This window comes from Pseudarthrobacter sp. TE9888 (assembly GCF_056279345.1).
In genome coordinates this window covers 3,512,562-3,534,681 of sequence record NZ_JBWBRD010000002.1, presented here as the reverse complement: position 1 = coordinate 3,534,681, position 22,120 = coordinate 3,512,562, and the positions used below count along the sequence as shown (strand labels likewise).

Annotated in this window: 18 protein-coding genes; 6 read left to right on the top strand and 12 right to left on the bottom strand. The window is 66.0% G+C overall.

Annotation, left to right across the window (positions count from 1 at the left end; all coding sequences use genetic code 11):
• Positions 1 to 9 precede the first annotated feature (9 nt).
• Together ACZ9J7_RS16820 and ACZ9J7_RS16815 are read right to left on the bottom strand one after the other, a co-directional pair.
• Entirely contained in the window at positions 10 to 2,277 is a 2,268-nt protein-coding gene (locus tag ACZ9J7_RS16820; RefSeq protein ID WP_476211000.1) for a SulP family inorganic anion transporter, read from the bottom strand.
• Between the two features lie 175 nt (positions 2,278 to 2,452).
• Positions 2,453 to 3,412 carry a heme o synthase gene (locus tag ACZ9J7_RS16815; protein WP_476210999.1) on the bottom strand — a complete coding sequence of 320 codons (960 nt, stop codon included), beginning with the start codon at positions 3,410 to 3,412 and terminating at the stop codon, positions 2,453 to 2,455.
• Between the two features lie 520 nt (positions 3,413 to 3,932).
• Here ACZ9J7_RS16815 and tkt point away from each other — a divergent pair.
• From tkt to pgl, 6 genes are read left to right on the top strand one after another with little or no spacing between them, the layout of a single operon-like run.
• Positions 3,933 to 6,050 carry a transketolase gene (tkt, locus tag ACZ9J7_RS16810; protein ID WP_476210998.1) on the top strand — a complete coding sequence of 706 codons (2,118 nt, stop codon included), beginning with the start codon at positions 3,933 to 3,935 and terminating at the stop codon, positions 6,048 to 6,050.
• Between the two features lie 26 nt (positions 6,051 to 6,076).
• On the top strand, positions 6,077 to 7,192 hold the full coding sequence (gene tal / locus ACZ9J7_RS16805; RefSeq protein WP_476210996.1) for a transaldolase: 1,116 nt from the start codon (positions 6,077 to 6,079) through the stop codon (positions 7,190 to 7,192).
• Positions 7,193 to 7,197: 5 nt separating this feature from the next.
• Entirely contained in the window at positions 7,198 to 8,829 is a 1,632-nt protein-coding gene (locus tag ACZ9J7_RS16800; RefSeq protein ID WP_476210995.1) for a glucose-6-phosphate isomerase, read from the top strand.
• A gap of 15 nt (positions 8,830 to 8,844) precedes the next feature.
• Positions 8,845 to 10,404: a glucose-6-phosphate dehydrogenase gene (gene zwf / locus ACZ9J7_RS16795; RefSeq protein ID WP_476210993.1), complete on the top strand. Its 1,560-nt coding sequence runs from the start codon at positions 8,845 to 8,847 to the stop codon at positions 10,402 to 10,404.
• Positions 10,401 to 11,342 (top strand): glucose-6-phosphate dehydrogenase assembly protein OpcA, encoded by a 942-nt coding sequence (locus tag ACZ9J7_RS16790; protein ID WP_476210992.1) that lies wholly within the window; start codon positions 10,401 to 10,403, stop codon positions 11,340 to 11,342. The genes zwf and ACZ9J7_RS16790 overlap by 4 nt, the downstream gene beginning before the upstream one ends.
• Positions 11,332 to 12,150 (top strand): 6-phosphogluconolactonase, encoded by an 819-nt coding sequence (pgl, locus tag ACZ9J7_RS16785; protein WP_476210990.1) that lies wholly within the window; start codon positions 11,332 to 11,334, stop codon positions 12,148 to 12,150. The genes ACZ9J7_RS16790 and pgl overlap by 11 nt, the downstream gene beginning before the upstream one ends.
• Here pgl and ACZ9J7_RS16780 read toward each other — a convergent pair.
• The 10 genes from ACZ9J7_RS16780 to uvrC all read right to left on the bottom strand — a co-directional run bounded on the left by ACZ9J7_RS16780 (position 12,103) and on the right by uvrC (position 22,100).
• Complete coding sequence (locus tag ACZ9J7_RS16780) at positions 12,103 to 12,495, bottom strand: RNA polymerase-binding protein RbpA (protein WP_476210988.1); 393 nt, start codon at positions 12,493 to 12,495, stop codon at positions 12,103 to 12,105. The two genes, pgl and ACZ9J7_RS16780, sit on opposite strands and share 48 nt — an antisense overlap.
• A gap of 140 nt (positions 12,496 to 12,635) precedes the next feature.
• A complete protein-coding gene (secG, locus tag ACZ9J7_RS16775) occupies positions 12,636 to 12,893 on the bottom strand; it encodes a preprotein translocase subunit SecG (protein ID WP_306904099.1) in 258 nt (85 codons plus the stop codon).
• Between the two features lie 48 nt (positions 12,894 to 12,941).
• Positions 12,942 to 13,757, bottom strand: coding sequence for a triose-phosphate isomerase (gene tpiA / locus ACZ9J7_RS16770; protein WP_476210987.1), 816 nt, complete (start codon positions 13,755 to 13,757; stop codon positions 12,942 to 12,944).
• Positions 13,758 to 13,863: 106 nt separating this feature from the next.
• Complete coding sequence (locus ACZ9J7_RS16765) at positions 13,864 to 15,090, bottom strand: phosphoglycerate kinase (RefSeq protein WP_476210986.1); 1,227 nt, start codon at positions 15,088 to 15,090, stop codon at positions 13,864 to 13,866.
• 10 nt (positions 15,091 to 15,100) lie between these two features.
• Positions 15,101 to 16,111, bottom strand: a complete 1,011-nt coding sequence (gene gap, locus ACZ9J7_RS16760; protein WP_476210984.1) for a type I glyceraldehyde-3-phosphate dehydrogenase — start codon at positions 16,109 to 16,111, stop codon at positions 15,101 to 15,103.
• Between the two features lie 259 nt (positions 16,112 to 16,370).
• Entirely contained in the window at positions 16,371 to 16,997 is a 627-nt protein-coding gene (locus ACZ9J7_RS16755; RefSeq protein ID WP_476210983.1) for a superoxide dismutase, read from the bottom strand.
• A 102-nt stretch (positions 16,998 to 17,099) separates the two neighbouring features.
• Positions 17,100 to 18,080 (bottom strand): DNA-binding protein WhiA, encoded by a 981-nt coding sequence (whiA, locus tag ACZ9J7_RS16750; protein ID WP_043454785.1) that lies wholly within the window; start codon positions 18,078 to 18,080, stop codon positions 17,100 to 17,102.
• Positions 18,081 to 18,089: 9 nt separating this feature from the next.
• On the bottom strand, positions 18,090 to 19,109 hold the full coding sequence (locus tag ACZ9J7_RS16745; RefSeq protein ID WP_476210980.1) for a gluconeogenesis factor YvcK family protein: 1,020 nt from the start codon (positions 19,107 to 19,109) through the stop codon (positions 18,090 to 18,092).
• Positions 19,109 to 20,032 carry an RNase adapter RapZ gene (gene rapZ / locus ACZ9J7_RS16740; protein ID WP_476210978.1) on the bottom strand — a complete coding sequence of 308 codons (924 nt, stop codon included), beginning with the start codon at positions 20,030 to 20,032 and terminating at the stop codon, positions 19,109 to 19,111. Before rapZ ends, ACZ9J7_RS16745 begins: the two co-directional genes overlap by 1 nt.
• A 67-nt stretch (positions 20,033 to 20,099) precedes the next feature.
• Positions 20,100 to 22,100 carry an excinuclease ABC subunit UvrC gene (uvrC, locus tag ACZ9J7_RS16735; RefSeq protein ID WP_476210977.1) on the bottom strand — a complete coding sequence of 667 codons (2,001 nt, stop codon included), beginning with the start codon at positions 22,098 to 22,100 and terminating at the stop codon, positions 20,100 to 20,102.
• Positions 22,101 to 22,120: the final 20 nt, after the last annotated feature.

Genomic DNA, 22,120 nt, shown 5'->3' with positions numbered 1-22,120 from the left:
GGCCGCAGGTCAGCGGCCGGCCGCGACGGCGCTGCCCTTGGTGGCGGCGTCGAAGGCAGGATCCAGGTTCTCGATGCCGTCCGCGGAGACCCGCAGTACCCGGGCCGTGGCAATGTCATAGAAGAGTCCCGTGGCCTGGACCGTTCCATCGGCCAGCGCAGGCCCTGCCACCGGATGGTCCTGGAGCTTTGCCAACTGCACGGCCACGTTGACCATGGAGAGCTGGTCCAGGGTGCCGTAGCCCGCTGCTGCGGCCTGCCGGCCCACCGGGTGCCCTGCCAGCAGTGCCGCATAGCTGGGCCGGGCATGGTCCAGCCATGACGTGAACGCCGGGCCCAGCGAACCGTTGTCTCCGCCGTCGGCTTCCGCAAGCAGCGCCTTCATGGCGCCGCAGTTGGAGTGCCCGCAAATGACCAGGGACTGCACCCGCAGGCCGTTGAGGGCAAAGGACAGGGCCGAGTCAATCGAGGCCTCCTGCCCGTGGCTGCCCACCACGTTGCCGATGTTCCGCAGCGTGAGCAGGTCGCCGGGGCCGCTGCTGGTGATCAGGTTCGGGTTGACGCGGGAATCGACGCAGGCGACGAACAGGCTGTCAGGATTCTGGCCGTCGGTCAGGTCATGAACCAGCGGACAGACCTGGTGGGCAAACCGGCGGTGGTATTTGTTGACCCCCACCAGCAGGGGTTCCTTCCGCGGCGGAAGCGGCAACTCGGTGGCATTTTCACGCCTGGGCGCCTGGTGTCCCGCATCCTGGAAGACGGTGTTGCCGTGCTCTTCAATGCTCACCGCGCCGCCGGTCGACTGGTGCTGCAGTTGCCAGGCAAGCAGCGCTTCGCGGAACGGGTGGTCAATGTAGTCTGCGTTCAGCTCCACCACTACTTCCTTGCCGGCCGGTACAACCGCAAGGACAGGGTTGAGCCTTGGCAGCGCGAAGAAGCTGCAGGAACCGGCGATGGTCACGCGCCAGGGCGACGACGGGGCGGCCGGCGGGTGGGCATGGATCTGGGCCCGCAGGACACGCCAGAGCACGTTGGCGGCGGCGAGGGCGAGGCCGATCATGACGCCCTCGAGCAGGTTCAGGAACACCACGCAGACCAGGGTTGCGGCATAGATCGGAAGGTCACCGGTCCGCAGGCTGGTGCGGATGTCCGCCACCTTGATCAGGCGGGCACCGATCACCACCAGCAGGCCGGCCAGGACGGCCAGCGGGATCAGCTGGATCAGGCCCGCGAAGAGCGCCGAGAAGGCGAGGACCCACACGCCATGGAGCACCGCGGACAGGCGGGTGGCGGCGCCCGCTTCCACATTGGTGGCGCTGCGCACGATCACGCCCGTGACGGGAAGGCCGCCCAGCGAGCCGGAGAGGATGTTTGCCGTGCCCTGGCCGATAAGCTCCCGGTTGAGCTTGGTCCGTGGGCCGGTTTGCATCTTGTCCACGGCAACCGCGGATAAGAGGGACTCAATACTGGCGATCAGCGCCATGGTCATGACGGCGAAAGCGAAGGCGCGCCAGTTTCCGTCAGGGAGCTGCGGCAGGGCGATGGCGTCGACGATGGACCCGTCCAATGAGATTCGTTCAACCCCGGGCGCCAACGCGACGGCCAGTGCGGTGCCCGCTGCGACGGCGGCCAGGGGGCCGGGGACCCGCTGGATGGCCGCCGGCAGGAACTTCCAGCACAGCAGGATGGCCACGACGGCCAGCCCCAGCAGGGCCGCGTGCAGTTCGAGGCTGGTGATGGCCGCCGGCAGTCCGGCAAGGTTCTCAAGCGCAGATCCGGCAGGCCGGGACCCAAGGATCACATGCAGCTGCTGCAGGATGATGGTGACACCGATGCCGGCGAGCATGGCCTTGACCACTACCGGCGATACGGCCAGGGCTGCCCTGCCTACCCGACTGAAGCCCAACAGGAGCTGGACGACGCCGGCGGCCGCGGTGATGGCGCAGGTCACCTGCCAGCCGAAGTCCTGGACCAGGCCGGCCACGACGACGGTGAGCCCGGCCGCCGGTCCGCTCACCTGGAGGGGTGAACCCCCGAGGCTTCCGGCCACGATCCCACCAATGGCGGCCGCAATCAGGCCGGCCATGATCGGCGCGCCGGACGCCGCTGCGATCCCCAGCGACAGCGGAAGTGCAACGAGGAACACCACCAGGGACGCCGGTACGTCGGCACCAAGGTGGGAGAGGAACGCAGCGCGGAACCGGAAGCGGCGGCTGCCTCCGCCACCTCCCGGCGGGCTGTGGCTTGGGGTACGGACGGCGGAGGGACGGGCTTCCATGGAGTTTCCTTAGGTCGCGGAAAGGGTCCGCTCCACCGTAAGCAGCCCGTCACTGGCAATGACAGTGAAAGTGATGCATATGACAAAACTGTCATATGCGCTGGAAGCCGGACTTAAACCGGAACGGCGGCCCCCGCTGCTAAGCGGAGGCCGCCTTGGGCCCGAGTGGTACCGGCTAGCCGGGCATGACCGCGCTCCCGACGAACGGGTCCACCGCGAGGGCGATGAAGAGCAGCGTCAAGTAGCTGATGGAACCGTGGAATACCTTCATGGCGCGCTTGTCGGAAATATCCTCCCGGTGGGCGCGGGAGTACAGTGCATGGGACTCGTAGAGGAACCAGGCGCCCGCGATGACCGCAGTTGCCGTGTATACCCAGCCGGCCCCGCCCGCCGGGATCATCAGCAGGGATGAGGCCACCATGGCCCAGGCGTACAACACCACCTGGACGGACACCACCTTGGCGCCGGCAATGGCGCCGAGCATTGGGACGTTGGCGTTCCGGTAGTCCTCGCCGTAGCGCATCGACAGGGGCCAGTAGTGCGGAGGCGTCCAGAGGAAAATCACCATGAACAGGATGACGGCGGGCCATTCGACGGAGTTGGTTACGGCGGCCCATGCAATCAGCACCGGGAAGCAGCCTGCGGCGCCTCCCCACACGATATTCTGCGCCGTGCGGCGCTTGAGGATCATGGTGTAGATGACGACGTAGAAGAAGATTGCCCCCAGACCCAGCCACGCCGAAAGCGGGTTGGCGCCAAACCAGAGGATCACGATGGCCGCCGCACCCAGCAGCCAGGAGAAGACCAATGCTTCCCGCGGGGTGACCTCACCCGTGACGAGCGGCCGGTTTTCCGTCCGGTGCATCAGCTTGTCGATGTCCCGGTCGATGTAGCAGTTGAATGCCCCCGCACTGCCGGCGGCGAAGGCGCCGCCTACCAGGGTGGCAAGGATCAGCCCAATGGAAGGGAAGCCCCGCTCGGCGTAAATCATGGTGGGAAGCGTGCTGACCAGGAGCAGTTCGATCACGCGAGGCTTGGTGAGGGCGAGATACGCCTTGGCCTTACGGGCAAACCCGATGCCGGAGGCCCGGGATGCGTTCAGCGGCGTATCTGTTGTGCTCACGGTGGCAGTCACCCGTTCTGTGTGGCAGTTGAGGCTGCAGGGCAGCTCCGGTCGTGCGGCCCGGACCCGGGCACGGCACTCAGGGATGGAAAAGCGCAAGGTGCGTGCAACAGCCGGGAAACTCCGGGCGGCAATAAGGATGCGCGCCCGGCGTTGGCCTCCGAATATCATACCGCGCCGCAAGCACTTCCCCTGCCCCGCAATATGCGCAATTGATTGCTCGCGGGCCCATTCGAGCAGATTAAGTCACCGCGCCGGAATAGTGATTCACAAAAGGGGAAATTGCGTCCAAAACGTGAGATTTGCGGCGCCCGAAGGATGGATAAGAGCTAAGCTGTCACCAGATCAGCACGCAGCAAGAAAGCGGTGGAAAACGCATTCCCGTTGCTGTCCGTGACTGAATGCAAGGATCAACGTTTCGATGGTGAACGGCTGGTACACACCGCAGCGGGCGCCAAGCAGAGCACCCTTGACCGGATCCGGTGTACCACCGAACGCCAGCACAGAGAGGGGCCCGGTTTTCGTGCCACATTTGGAAGAGCAAGAACTGTCATGGACCAGCTTGGACCAGCGCGCCGTGGACACCATCCGTGTCCTGGCCGCGGACGCCGTCGAGAAGGTGGGCAACGGCCACCCCGGAACTGCCATGAGCCTGGCACCCGCCGCATACCTTCTCTTCCAGAAGCTGATGCGCCACGACCCGCGTGATCCACAGTGGCTTGGCCGTGACCGGTTCATCCTTTCCCCGGGCCACACGTCCCTGACCCTTTACATCCAGCTCTTCCTTTCCGGCTATGGGCTGGAACTGAAGGACCTGGAGGCCCTGCGCACCTGGGGCTCGCTAACTCCGGGACACCCCGAGTACAAGCACACCGCCGGCGTGGAGATCACCACGGGCCCGCTGGGCCAGGGCCTGGCGTCCTCGGTGGGCTTCGCGTACTCCCAGCGCCGCCAGCGTGGCCTGTTCGACGCCGATGCGCCGGCCGGCGAGTCGCCGTTCGACCACACCATCTGGGTCATCGCCTCCGACGGCGACCTCCAGGAAGGCGTCACGTCCGAGGCGTCCTCGCTGGCAGGCCACCAGGAACTGGGCAACCTCGTGGTGATCTACGACGAGAACCACATCTCCATCGAGGACGACACCGACATCGCGTTCACCGAGGATGTCCTGAAGCGCTACGAAGCCTACGGCTGGCACACCCAGCGCGTGGACTGGACCCGGACGGGCGAATACAAGGAAGACGTCCAGGAGCTCTACAGTGCCCTGCTCGCGGCCAAGGCGGAGACCTCCAAGCCGTCCATCATTTCGCTGCGCACCATCATCGGCTACCCGGCCCCCAAGAAGCAGAACACCGGCAAGATCCACGGTTCCGCCCTCGGCGCCGACGAGGTTGCCGCGCTGAAGGAGGTGCTGGGCTTCGACCCCGCCAAGTCCTTCGAGGTGGACCAGGAAGTCCTGGACCACGCCCGTGCAGTAGTGGAACGCGGCGCTGCCGAGCACAAGGAATGGGAAGAATCCTTCAACGCCTGGCAGGCAGCCAACCCCGAAGGCGCCGCCCTCCTCCAGCGGATCGAGGCGCAGGAACTCCCTGCCGACGTCGACGCCGCGCTTCCGGTCTTCCCGGCCGGCAAGGATGTCTCCACCCGCGCAGCCTCCGGCAAGGTCCTGAATGCCCTCGGCCCGGTCCTGCCCGAGCTGTGGGGCGGCTCCGCCGACCTGGCAGAGTCCAACAACACCACCATCGAAGGTTCACCGTCCTTCGTCCCGGCCTCCAAGCAGACCGGCGCCTGGTCCGGCAACCCGTACGGCCGGGTGCTGCACTTTGGTATCCGTGAGCACGCTGCGGCGGCGATCGTGAATGGCATCAGCCTGGCCGGCAACACCCGGGCGTTCTCTGGCACGTTCCTGATCTTCAGCGACTACCAGCGTCCTGCCATCCGCCTCGGTGCCCTGATGGGTGTCCCGTCCCTGTACGTCTGGACGCACGACTCCATCGGCCTGGGCGAGGACGGCCCCACCCACCAGCCCGTGGAACAGCTCGCGTCGCTGCGCGCCATCGTGGGCCTGGACGTCGTCCGCCCCGGTGACGCCAACGAAGTGGCAGCCGCGTGGAAGACCATGCTGGAAAACCACGCCAACCCCGCAGGCATCGTCCTGACCCGCCAGAACATCCCCACGTGGGAACGCGGCGAGGGCGACGCCGGCGGCGACACTTTCGCGTCGACGGCAGGCGTGGCGAAGGGCGGCTACGTGCTGGCCGAGGCATCGAAGGACGGCGCCACGGTGCCGGCCGATGTGATCCTGATTGCCACCGGTTCCGAGGTCCAGCTGGCTGTCCAGGCCCGCGAGGCGCTGCAGGCCGACGGCATCGCAGCCCGCGTGGTGTCCATGCCCTGCGTTGAATGGTTCAAGAAGCAGGACGCCGCCTACCGCGAATCGGTCCTGCCCGCGGCAGTCAAGGCACGCGTGTCCGTCGAAGCCGGGCTGGCCCTTAGCTGGCGCGAATTCGTCGGCGACGCAGGCCGCTCCATCAGCCTTGAGCACTATGGCGCTTCCGCGGACTACAAGCGCCTCTTCCAGGAGTTCGGCATCACGGCGGAAGCAGTGGCCGCCGCCGCCAAGGACTCCCTCGCCGGCCTGCAGGCCTGAAACCTAAACTTTTAGGAGATACAACAATGACAACTCCCACCCAGCAGCTCTCCGACGCCGGCGTTTCCATCTGGCTCGACGACCTCTCCCGCGGACGCCTGGAAACCGGCACCCTCCGGAAGCTCATCGAAGAAAAGAACGTGGTTGGCGTTACCACCAACCCCTCGATCTTCCACGCCGCCATCACGTCGGGCACCGACTACGACCACATCATCGCCGCCAAGGCAGCAGAGGGCGCCAGCGTGGAGGACACGATCTTCGAGATCACCACCACCGACGTCGCCGACGCGTGCGACCTTTTCGCCCCAGTCGCCGCGGCCACCCGGGGAATCGACGGCCGGGTCTCCATCGAGGTCGACCCACGCCTTGCCTGGGACACCGCAGGAACCATTGCCGAGGCCAAGCACCTCTACCAGCGCGTCAACAAGGCCAACGTCCACATCAAGATCCCCGCAACCGTCGAGGGCCTCGAAGCCATCACGGCCACCCTGGCAGAGGGCATCAGCGTCAACGTCACGCTGATCTTCTCCCTGGAGCGCTACCGCGCGGTCATCAACGCCTTCCAGTCCGGCCTGGAGCAGGCCAAGGAAAACGGCCACGACCTTTCAAAGATCCACTCGGTGGCGTCCTTCTTCGTTTCCCGCGTGGACTCCGAGATCGACAAGCGCCTCGACAAGATCGGCACCGAAGAAGCCAAGGCCCTCAAGGGCAAGGCCGGCCTCGCCAACGCCCGCCTGGCCTACCAGGTCTACGAGGAACTGTTCGCCACCGAACGCTGGGCCCTGCTGGCCGGCGCCGGTGCACTCCCCCAGCGCCCCCTGTGGGCCTCCACCGGCGTGAAGGACCCGGCCTACCCGGACACCCTGTACGTCACCGAACTCGTGGCCCCCGGCGTCGTGAACACCATGCCGGAAAAGACCCTGGATGCCACTTTCGACCACGGCGTGGTCACCGGCGACACCGTCTCCGGCACCTATGAGGAGGCGAACGCCACCCTCGACGCCCTCGAGAAGCTCGGCGTCTCCTACAATGACGTCGTCGCACTCCTTGAAACCGAAGGCCTGGACAAGTTCGTGGCCAGCTGGAAGGAACTCCTGGCCGACGTCGAAGGCGCCCTCGCTTCTGCACGAAAGGCTTCCTAACACCTATGAGCACTCTCAGCTACGACGCCACCGGCGCTGCCCAGCAGGCGCTTGAACAGCACCTTTCCGGCCTGGTCCAGGACCGGGTCGCCACCCGGATCTTTGCGAAGGACCACACCTTGTGGGGTCCGGATGCCGAATCCGAATCAGCGGTCCGCCTGGGCTGGGTGGAGGCCGCCACGGTTTCACAGCCCCTGGTCAAGGACATCCTGGAACTCCGGGACGCGCTGCGCTCCGAGGGCGTGGACCGGATCGTGCTTTGCGGTATGGGCGGGTCCTCGCTGGCCCCCGAGGTCATCGCGGGCACGGCGGGCGTCGAGCTGACAGTGCTGGACAGCACGGACCCGGACCAGGTCCGTGCCGCCCTCGCCGACCGGCTGGCCCAGACGGCAATTGTGGTGTCGTCCAAGTCCGGCTCCACCCTGGAAACGGACTCCCAGCGCCGGATCTTCGAGCAGGCCTTCACCGAGGCCGGCGTGGACGCCAAGAGCCGGATCATCATCGTGACCGACCCCGGCTCACCGCTGGACAAGGCTTCCCGGGAGGCCGGCTACCGGGCGGTCTTCAACGCCGATCCCAATGTCGGTGGGCGCTACTCGGCCCTGACAGCGTTTGGCCTGGTTCCCTCCGGCCTGGCGGGCGTGGACATCCAGGCTTTCCTGGACGAGGCGGAGGAAGCTGCCGAGATCCTCAACGACGATGCCGCGGACAACATCGGCCTGGCCCTGGGTGCCACCTTGGGTGGAACCAGCCCGCTGCGGAACAAGATCGTCATCGCAGAGGACGGCTCCGGCATCGTTGGATTCGCCGACTGGGCTGAACAGCTCATCGCCGAATCCACCGGCAAGCTCGGCACGGGCATCCTGCCGGTGGTCGCAGGTCCGCAGGCCCCGGAGGTAACATCAGGCGCTCCCGACGTGCTGGTGGTCCGGCTCGTGGCAGCCGATGCCGACATCGAACTCGGCGAGAACCAGGCAGCCATTGCCGGCGGCCTTGCCACCCAGATGATGGTGTGGGAGTTCGCCACCGCCGTTGCGGGCCGGTTGCTGGGGATCAACCCGTTCGACCAGCCCGACGTCGAAGCCGCCAAAGTAGCGGCACGCGGGTTGCTGGATGCCCAGCCGGAACCGACTCCGGCAGCTTTCGTCGACGGCGCCATTGAGGTGCGCGGCGGCGACTGGCTCGGCGACGCAGCAACGGCGGAAGGTGCCGTCAAGGCGCTCCTGGGCACCTTGGCTTCTGACAGCTACCTGAGCGTGCAGGCGTACTTTGACCGGTTGGCTTTCGCGGGACTCGAAGGCATCCGCGACGATCTGGCAGCTGCCACCGGCCGCCCGGTGACCTTCGGCTGGGGCCCGCGGTTCCTGCACTCCACCGGACAGTTCCACAAGGGTGGACCTGCCATCGGCGTGTTCCTCCAGGTCACTGCCGCCCCGGCTGAGGACCTGGGCATCCCGGACCGGCCGTTCACCTTTGGCGAGCTCATCGCTGCCCAGGCTGCAGGCGATGCCCAGGTCCTGGGTGAGCACGGCCGTCCCGTGCTGCGCCTCCACCTCACCGACCGTGCCGCCGGCGTGGCGCAGCTGCAGGGCGTCGTCGCTGCACTGTCCACCCGCGCATCCGCAACCGAAAGCTAAGGCACAAAAGCAACCATGCCAGAAACTGAATACGGCCGGAAAGGCACGGGCCGCGGGCGTAATCCGCTGCGTGATCCGCGTGACCGCCGTTTGAACCGGATCGCCGGTCCGTCCTCGTTGGTACTTTTCGGGGTCACGGGCGATCTTGCCCGCAAGAAGCTCATGCCCGCGGTGTACGACCTCGCCAACCGTGGCCTGTTGCCGCCCAGTTTCGCGTTGGTGGGTTTCGCCCGCCGGGAGTGGGACAAGGAGGACTTCGCCGCCGAGGTGAACGCCTCGGTGCAGGCCCATGCCCGCACCCCGTTTGATGAGGCGGTGTGGAACCAGCTGTCCGAGGGCATCAGGTTTGTCCAGGGCGAGTTCGACGACGACGCGGCGTTTGAGCGGCTCGGCGAAACGATCAAGGAACTTGACGACGTCCGGGGCACCCGGGGCAACCACGCGTTCTACCTGTCGATCCCGCCGAAAGCTTTCGAGCAGGTCTGCCGTCAGCTCTCCAAGCACGGCCTCGCGCAGGCCGACGGTGACAAGTGGCGCCGCGTGGTGATCGAGAAGCCGTTCGGCCATGACCTGGAATCGGCCCGGCAGCTGAACGACATTGTCGAATCGGTGTTCCCGCCGGACGCGGTGTTCCGGATTGACCATTACCTGGGCAAGGAAACGGTGCAGAACATCCTGGCGCTGCGCTTCGCGAACCAGCTGTTCGAGCCGCTGTGGAACGCCAACTATGTGGACCATGTCCAGATCACCATGGCCGAGGACATCGGCACCGGTGGCCGGGCAGGGTACTACGACGGTGTCGGCGCGGCACGGGACGTGATCCAGAACCACCTGCTGCAGCTGCTCGCGCTGACCGCGATGGAGGAGCCGATCTCGTTCAACGCCGATGACCTGAGGGCGGAGAAGGAAAAAGTCCTGGCAGCGGTCAAGCTTCCGGAGGATTTGTCGACGCACTCGGCGCGGGGCCAGTTCAGCGGAGGCTGGCAGGGCGGCGAGCAGGTCCTGGGCTACCTGGAGGAAGAAGGCATTCCCGCCGATTCGACCACGGAAACCTATGCCGCGGTCAGGGTGGACATCCACACCCGCCGCTGGTCCGGGGTGCCGTTCTACCTGCGCGCTGGCAAGCGCCTGGGCCGGCGCGTCACGGAGATCGCCGTGGTGTTCAAGCGCGCCCCGAACCTGCTGTTCACCGATCACGGTGAGGACGACTTCGGGCAGAACGCGGTGGTGATCCGGGTCCAGCCCGATGAAGGCGTGACGATCCGGTTCGGGTCCAAGGTCCCCGGCACGCAGATGGAAGTCCGCGACGTCACCATGGACTTCGGGTACGGCCACTCGTTCACCGAGTCTTCCCCGGAGGCGTATGAGCGGTTGATCCTGGACGTGCTGCTCGGTGAGCCGCCGCTGTTCCCCCGGCACGAGGAAGTGGAACTGTCCTGGAAGATTCTTGACCCGTTCGAGGAATACTGGGCATCACTGTCCGAACAGCCCGAACCCTACGCCCCCGGTTCCTGGGGCCCGGCCAGCGCTGATGAGCTGCTGGCCCGTGACGGACGAACCTGGAGAAGGCCATGATCGTAAACCTGCCCGATACCACTACCTCGAAGGTCTCCAAGAAGCTCATGGCCCTGCGCGAGCAGGGCGGTGTGATCGCCCTGGGCCGGGTCCTGACCCTCGTCGTGGTAACCAAGTCCGGGCTCGAGGAAGAAGCGATCGAGGCTGCGAACGACGCGTCCCGGGAACACCCGTGCCGGATCATCGTGCTCGCCGACGCCGGGAAGGAGTCCCAGGACAGGCTGGACGCGCAGATCCGGGTTGGCGGGGATGCCGGCGCATCCGAGGTCATCGTGCTGCGCGGCTACGGCCAGCTCGCCCACGAAAGTGAGTCCCTGGTCGCGGCGCTGCTGCTCCCGGACGCACCGATCGTGGCCTGGTGGCCGCACGGCGCCCCCGAGAACGCCTGCGAAACATCCATCGGCGCGATCGCGCACCGCCGGATCACCGACTCCGCGAACGAACCCGACCCGCAGGCTGCCCTGGAACGGATCCACCAAACCTACAAGGCCGGGGACACCGACCTCGCATGGACCCGGCTGACCAACTGGCGCATCCAGCTCGCTGCCGCCCTCGACGAAGTGGACTCTTCGCCGGTGACCGCGGTAGCAGTCGAGGGCGCCTCGGACTCACCGTCCACCATCCTGCTGGCAGCCTGGCTCACCCTAACCCTGGACGCCCCGGTGACCATCGTCGCGGACCCGGCCGGGACCGGCATCCGCCGCGTCCGCCTCAGCCGGCCCGGCGGCGACGTCCAGCTGTTCCGCCCGGGACTTTCCATCGCCGAACTCACCCAGCCGGGCCAACCCGCCCAGCGCATCTCCCTCCCGCGCCGCAGCCTCCGCGACTGCCTCGCCGAGGAACTGCGCCGGCTGGACCCCGACGAAGTCTTTGGCGAAGTGATTACTATTGGACTGCCACGTACCAATCTAAGGAGCGTCCGACCCAGTGAGCGTTGACCCACGAGTAAGTATCCATCCTGATTCGTCCGTCCTCATGGCCGCCATAGCGGCACGCCTGATCACCAAGCTCGTTGATGTCCAGGACAAGTACGGAGAAGCCACGGTGGTGCTCACCGGGGGAACCGTGGGAATCGGCACGCTGAAAGCTGTCGCGGACTCCCCGGCAGCGCCTGCCGTCGACTGGTCCAAGGTCAACTTCTGGTGGGGTGACGAACGCTTCGTCGGTTCCGCAGATCCGGAGCGGAACACCAAACAGGCCTTCGACGCATTGCTCTCGCATATTCCCGTGGACCCGGAACGGATCCACTCGCCGAGTTCGTCCGATGAGTTTGGCACGCCCGAGGAAGCGGCGGAGGACTATGCACGCCAGCTGCGCGACGCCGCAGCAGCCGAGCACGCGGCTGACATGTCCGATGACAGGCCCGAGGAACCATCCGCACTCCCCCGCCTGGACGTGGTCCTGCTGGGTGTGGGTCCTGACGCCCACATTGCTTCGCTGTTCCCGGAGCAGGCCGGAGTCCGCGAGAAGGAGCGCACCGTGGTGGGTGTGCGGAATTCCCCCAAGCCGCCCCCGCTGCGCATCTCCCTGACCCTACCTGCCATCAACACGGCAGCAGAGGTCTGGATGGTTGTGGCCGGTGAGGACAAGGCAGGAGCCGTGGGACTCGCCCTGGCCGGGGCCAACCCGGTGCAGGTGCCCGCATCCGGGCCTCGCGGAACCTCCCGCACGTTGTGGCTTATCGACGAGAACGCAGCCTCACGCGTCCCCGAGCAACTGGTCCGGAAGGACGCCGCGGGCGCGTAGCTTCTCCAGCGCTCCGGCCAGGACGTCTTCGGCGTCCTGGCCGGAGCGCCGTTCTTTAACGTAGTCAAGGTGGCTCTTGTAGCCGTCCTCAAACGGGTCGTCGGCCGCTGCCTGCCCGTCCCTGGATGCCGGCGCGCCGCATCTCCGGCAGTCCCAGATTCGGGGAATCTGCTCCTCAGGCATCTTCAGGAACACCGGCTGGGTCTCATGGCCCTTGGCGCACCAATAGGACACACGGATCCGCGGGAGGGAACCCGCCGACACGTCGTTGGACTGCAGGCTCGAACCGGAGCCTGCAACCACCCCGGCCCGGGTGCCCCGAAAGCCTGATGACGGATGGACCATGGAAACTCCTTCCTCGAACCCGTAACCGGAGCCCTGCAGCTTAAACCAAAAAACTGCGGCTGCCGGGCGAACCGACAGCCACAGTTTAGGGTCAGGGGCCGCGTGGCGGGAGTGCCACTGGACCCTATCCAGCGAATTCTTTACGAGTCAGCAGTACCGCTGAACCGCATGATCAGGCCGAGTGCGATGATCACGACGCCCCAGGTCACGCCCAGGATGATGGTGAAGCGGTTCAGGTTGCGTTCTGCCACGCCCGAAGAGCTGAGCCCCGAACTCATGCCGCCACCGAACATATCTGACAGCCCGCCGCCGCGTCCCTTATGCAGGAGGATCAGCAGCGTCAGCAGGAGGCTGGTGATCCCCAGGAGGATCTGCAGAATGACATGAAGAACGTCCACGACGGCCTTTCGAAAGTTGGAATTGCGGGAGTATGTACCGGTGGCAGGCTAGTCCGTCACCAAGTGGCTCTCGAACCTGACAATATTAGCAAACTCAGCGGGGTCAAGGCTTGCACCGCCCACCAGGACGCCATCGACGTCGCGCTCCTGAAGGATGGCGGCAGCATTGCTGGCCTTGACCGAACCGCCGTAGAGCAGGCGGGTCTTGGCCGCCACGTCGGCGCCGAACAGTTTTTCCAGTTCGGCCCGGATGGCGGCGCACATTTCCTGTGCGTCCTCCGGACCGGCCACCTCGCCGGTGCCAATGGCCCAGACGGGCTCGTAGGCAACCACCAGGTCGGCTGCCTGCTCGTTGGTGAGGCCTGCTACGCCGGCGCGGAGCTGCTGCAGCGTGTGCTCGACGTGGGTCCCGGCCTGGCGGATCTCCAGCCCCTCGCCGACGCAGAGGACCGGGGTAACGCCGTGCTTGAAAGCTGCCTTGACCTTGGCGTTGAGGACGTCATCCGACTCGTTGTGGATGGTGCGGCGTTCGCTGTGCCCCACCAGGACGTACTTGCAGCCAAGCTTGTTCAGGAACTGCCCGGAAATGTCGCCGGTGTACGCCCCCGAATCGAATTGCGAAAGGTCCTGCCCACCGTAGGCAACCTCCAGGTCGTCGCCCTGGACCAGGGTCTGGACGCCGCGGAGGTCGGTGAACGGCGGGAAGACTGCAACCTCGACGCGGCTGTAGTCGTGCTTGGCGTCGGACAGCGTCCAGGCGAGTTTCTGCAGCAGGGTGATGCCCTGCACGTGGTCCATGTTCATTTTCCAGTTGCCCGCGATGAAGGGCTTGCGGTCGAAAGCGCCGTTCGTTGACGTAGTCACGTAATCTCCAAAAGTTCTTGATATGTGTTCGGCCGGCAGGCTGCCGCGGGCAACCTGCCGGCCGGAGGACTGCGAAGTCCGTTACTGCGGGACAGCAGCGGTGGTTCTACCGGTCCAGGACGCTCAGGCCGGGGAGTTCCTTGCCTTCGAGGTATTCCAGGCTGGCGCCGCCACCGGTGGAAATGTGGCCGAACTGGTCATCACGGAATCCCAGGGTGCGCACTGCTGCAGCGGAATCGCCGCCGCCCACTACGGTGAACCCGTCGGTTTCCGTCAGGGCCTGCGCGATGGCGCGGGTGCCTGCAGAGAATGCTTCGAATTCGAAGACACCCATCGGACCGTTCCAGAAGACCGTACGGGCTCCCTTGATCCGCTCGGCGAAGGCCGCAGCGGTATCCGGTCCAATGTCCAGGCCGATGCCCTGGGCACCAAAGCTGCTGCCCTCAATGGCGTCAGCCGGCACTGTCTCGTGCGCGGCGTCGGCAGCAAACTTCTCTGCCACCACCACGTCCGTGGGAACCACGAATTCAGTACCGGCGTCCGTAGCGCGCTTCAGGTAGTCCTGGACCACAGGGATCTGGTCCTTCTCGAGGAGGCTTGAAGCAACTTTGTGGCCCTGTGCGGCCAGGAACGTGAAGAGCATGCCGCCGCCCACCAGGATGGTGTCAGCCTTGCCGATCAGGTTGTCGATGACCGCGAGCTTGTCCGAGACCTTGGAACCGCCCAGAACCACCACATAGGGGCGCTGCGTGTCGGCGGTCAGCTTCCGCAGGACTTCCACCTCGGTGTGCACCAGGTCGCCCTGGTACGACGGGAGCCGGGTGGCGACGTCGTAGACGCTGGCGTGCTTGCGGTGGACAGCACCGAAAGCATCGTCCACATAGGCGCCGTTGCTGCCGGTGAGGGCCACCAATTCGTCGGCGAAGGCACCGCGTTCGGCGTCGTCCTTGCTGGTCTCGCGGGCGTCGAACCGGACGTTCTCCAGGACCAGGACTTCCCCGTCCTGCAAGGACGCGGCAGCTGCCCTGGCGGCGTCGCCGACAGTGTCGGCAGCCAGGGTGGCCTTGAAGCCGGCAAGTTCGGCGAGGCGGTCCACTGCAGGGCGCAGGGAGTATTTGTCCTCCGGGGCCCCCTTGGGGCGTCCGAGGTGGGCTGTTACCAGCACGCGGGCACCGGCGTCCGTGAGCTTTGCCAGCACTGGGAGCGAGGCCTTGATGCGGCCATCGTCAGTGACTGTAGAGCCGTCGAGCGGCACATTCAGGTCACTTCGAACCAGAATGTACCGCCCGCGGACACCTTCAGCGATCAGTTCGTTGAGGGTGTGTGATGTCATGTGTCTAACCCTAGCCCAGCTTGGCTGCCACAAGCTCCGTGAGGTCGACGAGGCGGTTGGAGTAGCCCCATTCGTTGTCATACCAGGAAACAACCTTGACCTGGTTGCCGATGACCTTGGTGAGGCCGGCGTCGAAGATCGAGGAAGCGGGGTCACCGACGATATCGGAGGACACGATGGGCTCCTCCGTGTAGGTGAGGAATCCCTGCAGCGCGTCGGACTCGGAGGCGCGCTTGAGCGCTGCGTTGACTTCCTCCACCGTGGTTTCGCGGGAGACGGTAACGGTGAGGTCGGTGGCAGAGCCCGTGGGGACGGGAACGCGGATGGCGTAGCCGTCCAGCTTGCCCTTCAGCTCGGGGAGCACCAGGCCGATAGCCTTGGCCGCACCGGTGGAGGTGGGAACCATGTTGATGGCGGCGGCACGGGCACGGCGCAGGTCCTTGTGGGGGCCGTCCTGGAGGTTCTGGTCCGCAGTGTAGGCGTGCACCGTGGTCATGAGGCCGCGCTCGATGCCGAACTCGTCGTTGACCACCTTGGCCAGCGGGCCGAGGCAGTTTGTGGTGCAGGACGCGTTGGAAATGATGTTGTGCTTGGCGTTGTCGTAGAGGTCGTGGTTGACGCCCATCACGATGGTGATGTCCTCGTCCGAGGCGGGTGCGGAGATCAGGACCTTCTTGGCGCCGGCATCGATGTGCTTCTGGGCGTCTGCTGCCTTGGTGAAGAAACCGGTGGATTCGATGACGATGTCAACGCCCAGTTCGCCCCAGGGGAGGTTGGCGGGATCGCGTTCCGCCAGGACCTTGACCACATTGCCGTTGACGACGATGTTGCCGTCCTTGACCTCTATGGTTTCCTTCAGCCGGCCCCCGACGGAGTCGTACTTGAAAAGGTGGGCCAGGGCTTCGGGGCTGGTGAGGTCGTTGACGGCAACGATCTCCAGGTCCGCGCCCTGGGCCAGTGCTGCGCGGAAGTAGTTGCGGCCAATGCGGCCGAAGCCGTTGATACCAATACGGGTCGTCACTTTTACAGTCTCCTTGGTGCTTTGAAAAGCACTACTAGTTGAGCGGGCGTTCAAGCCAACTAACAGATCCCGCACGCCATTGGGCAGAGATGATTTACACGGAGGGCGACCAGCCTCATTGCTGAAGGCTAACCGCCTTCCGTGACCTATCTTACGTTTAACTGGGTCCGCCCCCGCAAGTGCGGGGGCGGCCGGTCCACATCCCGGCCGGTTTAAGTCGGAATGTGAAGTTTGTTACAGCGGTGTATAACGCCGGTCACTACGGGAAGGTGATGAGTCCCGTGGCGTTGGCGCGTGCTGCCTCGAAGCGCTGGGCGACGTCGGCCCAGTTGACGATGTTCCAGAACGCCTTGACGTAGTCAGCCTTGACGTTGACGTAGTCCAGGTAGAACGCGTGCTCCCACATGTCCAGCATCAGCAGCGGGGTGGTGCCCAGCGCCACGTTGCCCTGCTGGTCGTAGAGCTGCTCGATGACCAGGTTCCCGCCGATGGGTTCGTAGGCCAGGAAGCCCCAGCCCGAGCCCTGCAGGCCGAGGGCAGCCGCGGAGAACTGGGCGCGGAAGGCATCGAAGGAGCCGAAGGCGTCGTCGATGGCGGCAGCCAGTTCGCCCTCGGGCTTGTCGCCGCCGTCCGGGGAGAGGTTCTTCCAGAACACCGAGTGGTTGATGTGGCCGCCGGTGTGGAACGCCAAGTCCTTGGAGAGCCGGTTGATGTTGGCGAAGTCGCCCTTTTCACGTGCCTCGGCCAGCTGGGCCAGGGCGTTGTTGGCGCCTGCCACGTAGGTGGCGTGGTGCTTGCTGTGGTGCAGTTCCATGATCCGCGCAGAGATGTGCGGTTCGAGGGCGGCGTAATCGTAGCTGAGTTCCGGCAATACGTACTCGGTCACAAAATCCTCCAATATCGTGGACCAGGAAGGCCCGGTTGGTAACTCTCGGATTGTGCATCCGGGCAGCTGGTGCCCGGAATTATTTCTGATTCTATGGGGCGCCTACTCGTCCAGCATTTCAGGCGTCACATTGGCGTCCGTTCCCGGAATGCCCAGGTCAAGCGCGCGCTTGTCCGCCATGGCCAGCAGGCGGCGGATCCTGCCCGCGATCGCATCCTTGGTCATCACGGGGTCGGCCAGCCGGCCCAGCTCGTCAAGGCTTGCCTGCTTGTGCGCCACCCTCAACTCACCGGCGTACTTGAGGTGGTCGGGGACGTCGTCGCCGAGGATTTCCAGGGCGCGTTCGACCCTGGCGCCGGCGGCGACGGCTGCCTGCGCCGAGCGGCGTAGGTTGGCGTCGTCAAAGTTGGCGAGCCGGTTGGCGGTGGCCCGGACCTCCTTGCGCATGCGGCGCTCCTCCCACACCATGAGGGCATCGTGGGCGCCCATCCGGGTCAGGAGGGCGGCGATGGTGTCCCCGTCCCGGATCACGACGCGGTCCACTCCCCTGACTTCACGGGCCTTGGCCTGGATATCGAGCCGGCGGGCGGCACCCACCAGGGCCAGGGCCGATTCGGGTCCGGGGCAGGTGACCTCCAGCGACGATGACCGGCCGGGTTCGGTGAGTGAACCGTGCGCCAGGAACGCCCCGCGCCACACGGCTTCGGCGTCCGCGGCGGAACCGTTGACGACGGCGGATGGCAGCCCGCGCACGGGGCGGCCCCGTCCGTCCAGGAGGCCGGTCTGCCGGGCCAGCGCCTCGCCGTCGCGGACCACCCGCACCACATAGCGGCTGGCGCGGCGGAGCCCGCCTGCGGAGACCACGATGATCTCGCTCTGGTGTCCGTAGACTTCCGCGATGGCGGCCCGGAGCCGGCGTGCGGTGGACGCCAGGTCCACTTCCGCCTCGATGACGATCCTACCGGAGATGATGTGCAGTCCCCCGGCGAACCGGAGCATTGCGGAGACCTCAGCCTTGCGCACTGATGACTTCTTGATGTCCAAACGGGACAGTTCTTCCTTGACCGATGCTGTCAGTGCCATGGCACCTTCCTAACTGTTCCCAAAAATGTCCTGGTACGCCGTGGCCAGCCTGAGCGGCTCGTGGACGGGGCGGCGTCCCGACGCCCCTACTTTACCCAAGACAACCTCCGCGCCGATCATGCCGGCGGCCTTCTCGAACTCCTGCCGGTCGGGCACGGACGCAGGATCGGCCAGGACCACGTCCACGCTGAACTCAGGGGCGTAGCGGCGGAGGACGTGGAGGTGGTCGGCCGCGGTCATGCCGGTGGTTTCCTTGGTGTCCGTGGCGAGGTTCATGGTGAGGCAGCGTTTGGCGGGGGTGCTGCACAGTGCCTGGCGCATCTCCGGCAGGAGCAGGTGCGGCAGGACGGAGGTGTACCAGGAGCCGGGGCCAAGGACCACCCAGTCCGCGAGTTCGATTGCCGTCAGGGCTTCAGGGCAGGCGGGCGCAGCGGGGGGCAGGAGCCGGACTTCCTCCAGCGATCCGGCCACCGCGCAGCGGGCCTGGCCGCGGAGGGTCTGCAGGGCTGTGCTCCCGTCCGGGCCGGTGACCCTGACGTCGCCTTCGATGGTCAGCGGGACGGTGGACATGGGCAGGACCTGGCCACGGGCGCCCAGCAGCGCACCGGCCCATTTGAGCCCCGCGACGGCGTCGCCGAGCAGTTCCCACAGCGTAACGATCAGCAGGTTGCCCATGGCGTGCTCATCCAGGGAGCCGCCCGGGCCCTTCCCGGCGCGGAACCGGTGCTGCATGACGTCGCGCCAGGTGCGTCCCCAGTCGGTGTCGTCGCAGAGCGCGGACAACGCCATGCGCAGGTCTCCCGGCGGGAGGACGCCGTACTCTTCGCGCAGGCGCCCGGAGGAGCCGCCGTCGTCCGCTACGGTGACGATTGCCGTGAGCTCGGAGGTGAGCAGGCGCAGTGCCGACAGTGAGGCCGCCAGGCCGTGGCCGCCGCCCAGGGCCACGACGTTGGGGCCCTTGTCCTGCTGGCCCGAGCCCTTACCAGCGGCCGGCGGCACCAGGGGCAGGGCTCCGGTGAACAGTGCCATTACTCGCGGCCCAGATCCCGGTGCGCGGTGGTCACCGTGACCCGCGGATACTGTGCAAGCTTCTTTGAAAGTTCCACTGCGACAGCAACGGAGCGGTGCTTGCCGCCGGTGCAGCCGACGGCGATGGTGGCGTAGTGCTTGTTCTCCCGCCGGTACCCCTCCAGGACCGGCTCCAGGGCGAGGACGTAGCGGTCCACGAAGTTCTTGACGCCCTCGGCCTCCAGGACGTAGTCGCTGACGTCCTTGTCCAGGCCGGTCTGCGGACGGAGCTGCGGCACCCAGTGCGGGTTGGGGATGAACCTGACGTCGGCAACATAGTTGGCATCCACCGGGAGCCCGTACTTGAACCCGAAGCTCATGACGTTGAGCCGCAGCGCCACCGGGCCGGTTTCGCTGAACAGTTCCGTGATGGCAGTGGCCAGGCCGTGGACGTTGTAGTTGGAGGTATCGAGGACGACGTCGGAGCTGTCGCGCAGTTCCTGCAGCAGCTCGCGTTCTGCAGCAATGCCGTCCAGGATCCGGCCGCCGCCCTGGAGGGGGTGCGGCCGGCGGCCCTGTTCGAACCGCCGGACCAGGACGTTGTCGCTGGCATCGAGGAACAGGACGCGGAAGGTCACACCGCTGGCCGCGAGGGCGCCCAGTGCCGCCCGGATGTCCGCGAACAGGCCTTTGCTGCGGACATCGATGACCACTGCCAGCCGGGGAATCGACTGCGGGGCGTGGGAGACGAGTTCGGCGAGCGTGCCAAGCATCTGCGGCGGCAGGTTCTCCACGACATACCAGCCGTGGTCCTCCAGCGCGTCCGCGGCGGTGCTTCGTCCGGCGCCGGACATTCCGGTGACCACCAGCAGTTCCGCTTCGAGCGGCTTGACGGGCTCCAGCCCGTCGTGGCCTGCTCCGGATTCCGCCGTCGTGTCTGCCATGAAGCCTGCCCCGTTTCCTCGTTGTCCTGCCGGGCCCCGCGATGGCAGGTCCCGCCCTTTACCCTAGCTAAGTTTCAATGATTTCGCCGGTCGCCATGTTGATGGCGGGCACGGTTACCGCCTCGGGACCCTCTGCGGCAAAGTGGTTGACGATGGCCCCGGCCAGGGCGGGGCCAATGCCCTTCGCCTCGGCGAGCTCTTCCACGGTGGCCGCCTTCACTCCCTTGACCGATCCGAAGTGTGCCAGCAGGGCTTTGCGCTTGGAGGCGCCCAGGCCTGGAACGGCGTCCAGCGCGGACACCGTCATGGCCTTGCCGCGCTTCTGCCGGTGGAACGTAATGGCGAAGCGGTGTGCCTCGTCACGGATCCGCTGCAGCAGGTAAAGGCCCTGTGATGTGCGGGGCAGGATCACCGGGAAGTCGCTGTCGGGAAGCCACACTTCTTCAAGCCGCTTGGCCAGACCCACCACGTACACGTCATCGATGCCCAGGTCCTTCAGGGCGCGGGCAGCGGCGTTGACCTGTGGCTGGCCGCCATCCACCACCACCAGGTTGGGCGGGTAGGCGAACTTGGCCTTGGGCGCAGGAGTGGTGGTGTCCAGGGCAGCGGTGTCCGGTGCCGGGTCCTGGCCGTCCGCTGCCAGCACCGATTCGTCCACCTGAGCCGATTTGTCCTGGAGGTAGTGGCGGAACCTGCGGGTCAGGACGTCATGCATGGCGGCAGTGTCATCGGCGGCCGCGGCGCCGGTGATGGAGAACTTGCGGTAGTCGGACTTCTTCGGGAGCCCGTCCTCCACCACCACCATGGAGGCCACCACGTTGGTGCCCTGGACGTGCGAGACGTCGAAACACTCGATCCGGAGCAGGGGAACGGGGAGGTCCAGGGCTTCCTGCAGCTCCTGCAGGGCCTGCGACCTGACGGTGATGTCCCCTGCGCGGCGTGTCTTGTGGAGTTTGAGCGCGTGTTCGGCGTTTTCGCGGACGGTGGACATCAGCGCCGCCTTGTCCCCGCGCTGGGGCACCCGGATGTCCACTTTTGCGCCGCGGATCCCGCCCAGCCATTTGGCCAGGTCTTCCGGGTTGCTCGGCGCGACCGGAACCAGGACTTCGCGGGGCAGCCGGCCGTGCGTGTCGCCGTCCTCACCGTAGACCTGCTGCAGCAGGTGCTCCACCAGGTCCGGAGTGGTGAAGTCTTCCACCTTTTCCACCACCCATCCGCGCTGGCCGCGGATCCTGCCACCGCGGACGTGGAACACCTGGACGGCCGCCTCCAGCTCATCCTCGTGCAGGGCGAAGACATCGGCGTCGGTGTCCTCGGACAGCACCACGGCATTGCGTTCGAATACCTTCCGCAAGGCGGTGATGTCGTCACGCAGCCGGGCGGCGTGCTCGTAGTCGAGCTTCGCGACGGCGCCTGCCATCTGCTTTTCCAGCTTGTTGATGAATCTCTTGGCTTCACCGCCCATGAAGGAACAGAAATCGTCGGCCAGGGCCCGGTGGTCCTCGGGGCTGATACGGCCCACGCAGGGTGCTGAGCATTTGTCGATGTATCCCAGCAGGCATGGCCGGCCGCTGGCCTGGGCGCGTTTGAAGACGCCGGCGCTGCAGCTTCGGACGGGGAAGACCCGAAGCAGGGTGTCCATGGTTTCCCGGATGGCACCGGCGGTGTAGGGGCCGAAGTAGCGGGTTCCCTTTCGCTTGTCCCCCCGCATGACCTGCACCCGGGGGTATTTCTCGCTCATGGTCACGGCAAGGTAGGGATAGGTCTTGTCGTCCCGGAACACCACGTTGAAGCGCGGCTTGAATTCCTTGATCCAGGTGTATTCGAGCTGCAGCGACTCAAGCTCGCTGCCCACCACGGTCCACTCCACGCTGCTGGCCGCATGGACCATCGCATAGGTTTTCGGCAGCAGACCGGCCGGATTGGCGAAGTAGGAGTTCAGCCGGGACCGGAGGCTTTTGGCCTTGCCCACGTAGATAACCCGGCCGTGCGGATCACGGAACCGGTACACGCCCGGGTTGGTGGGGATTTCACCAGTCTTGGGCCGGTAACTTGCTGGATTTGCCACCTATCAAGTCTACTGAGTCC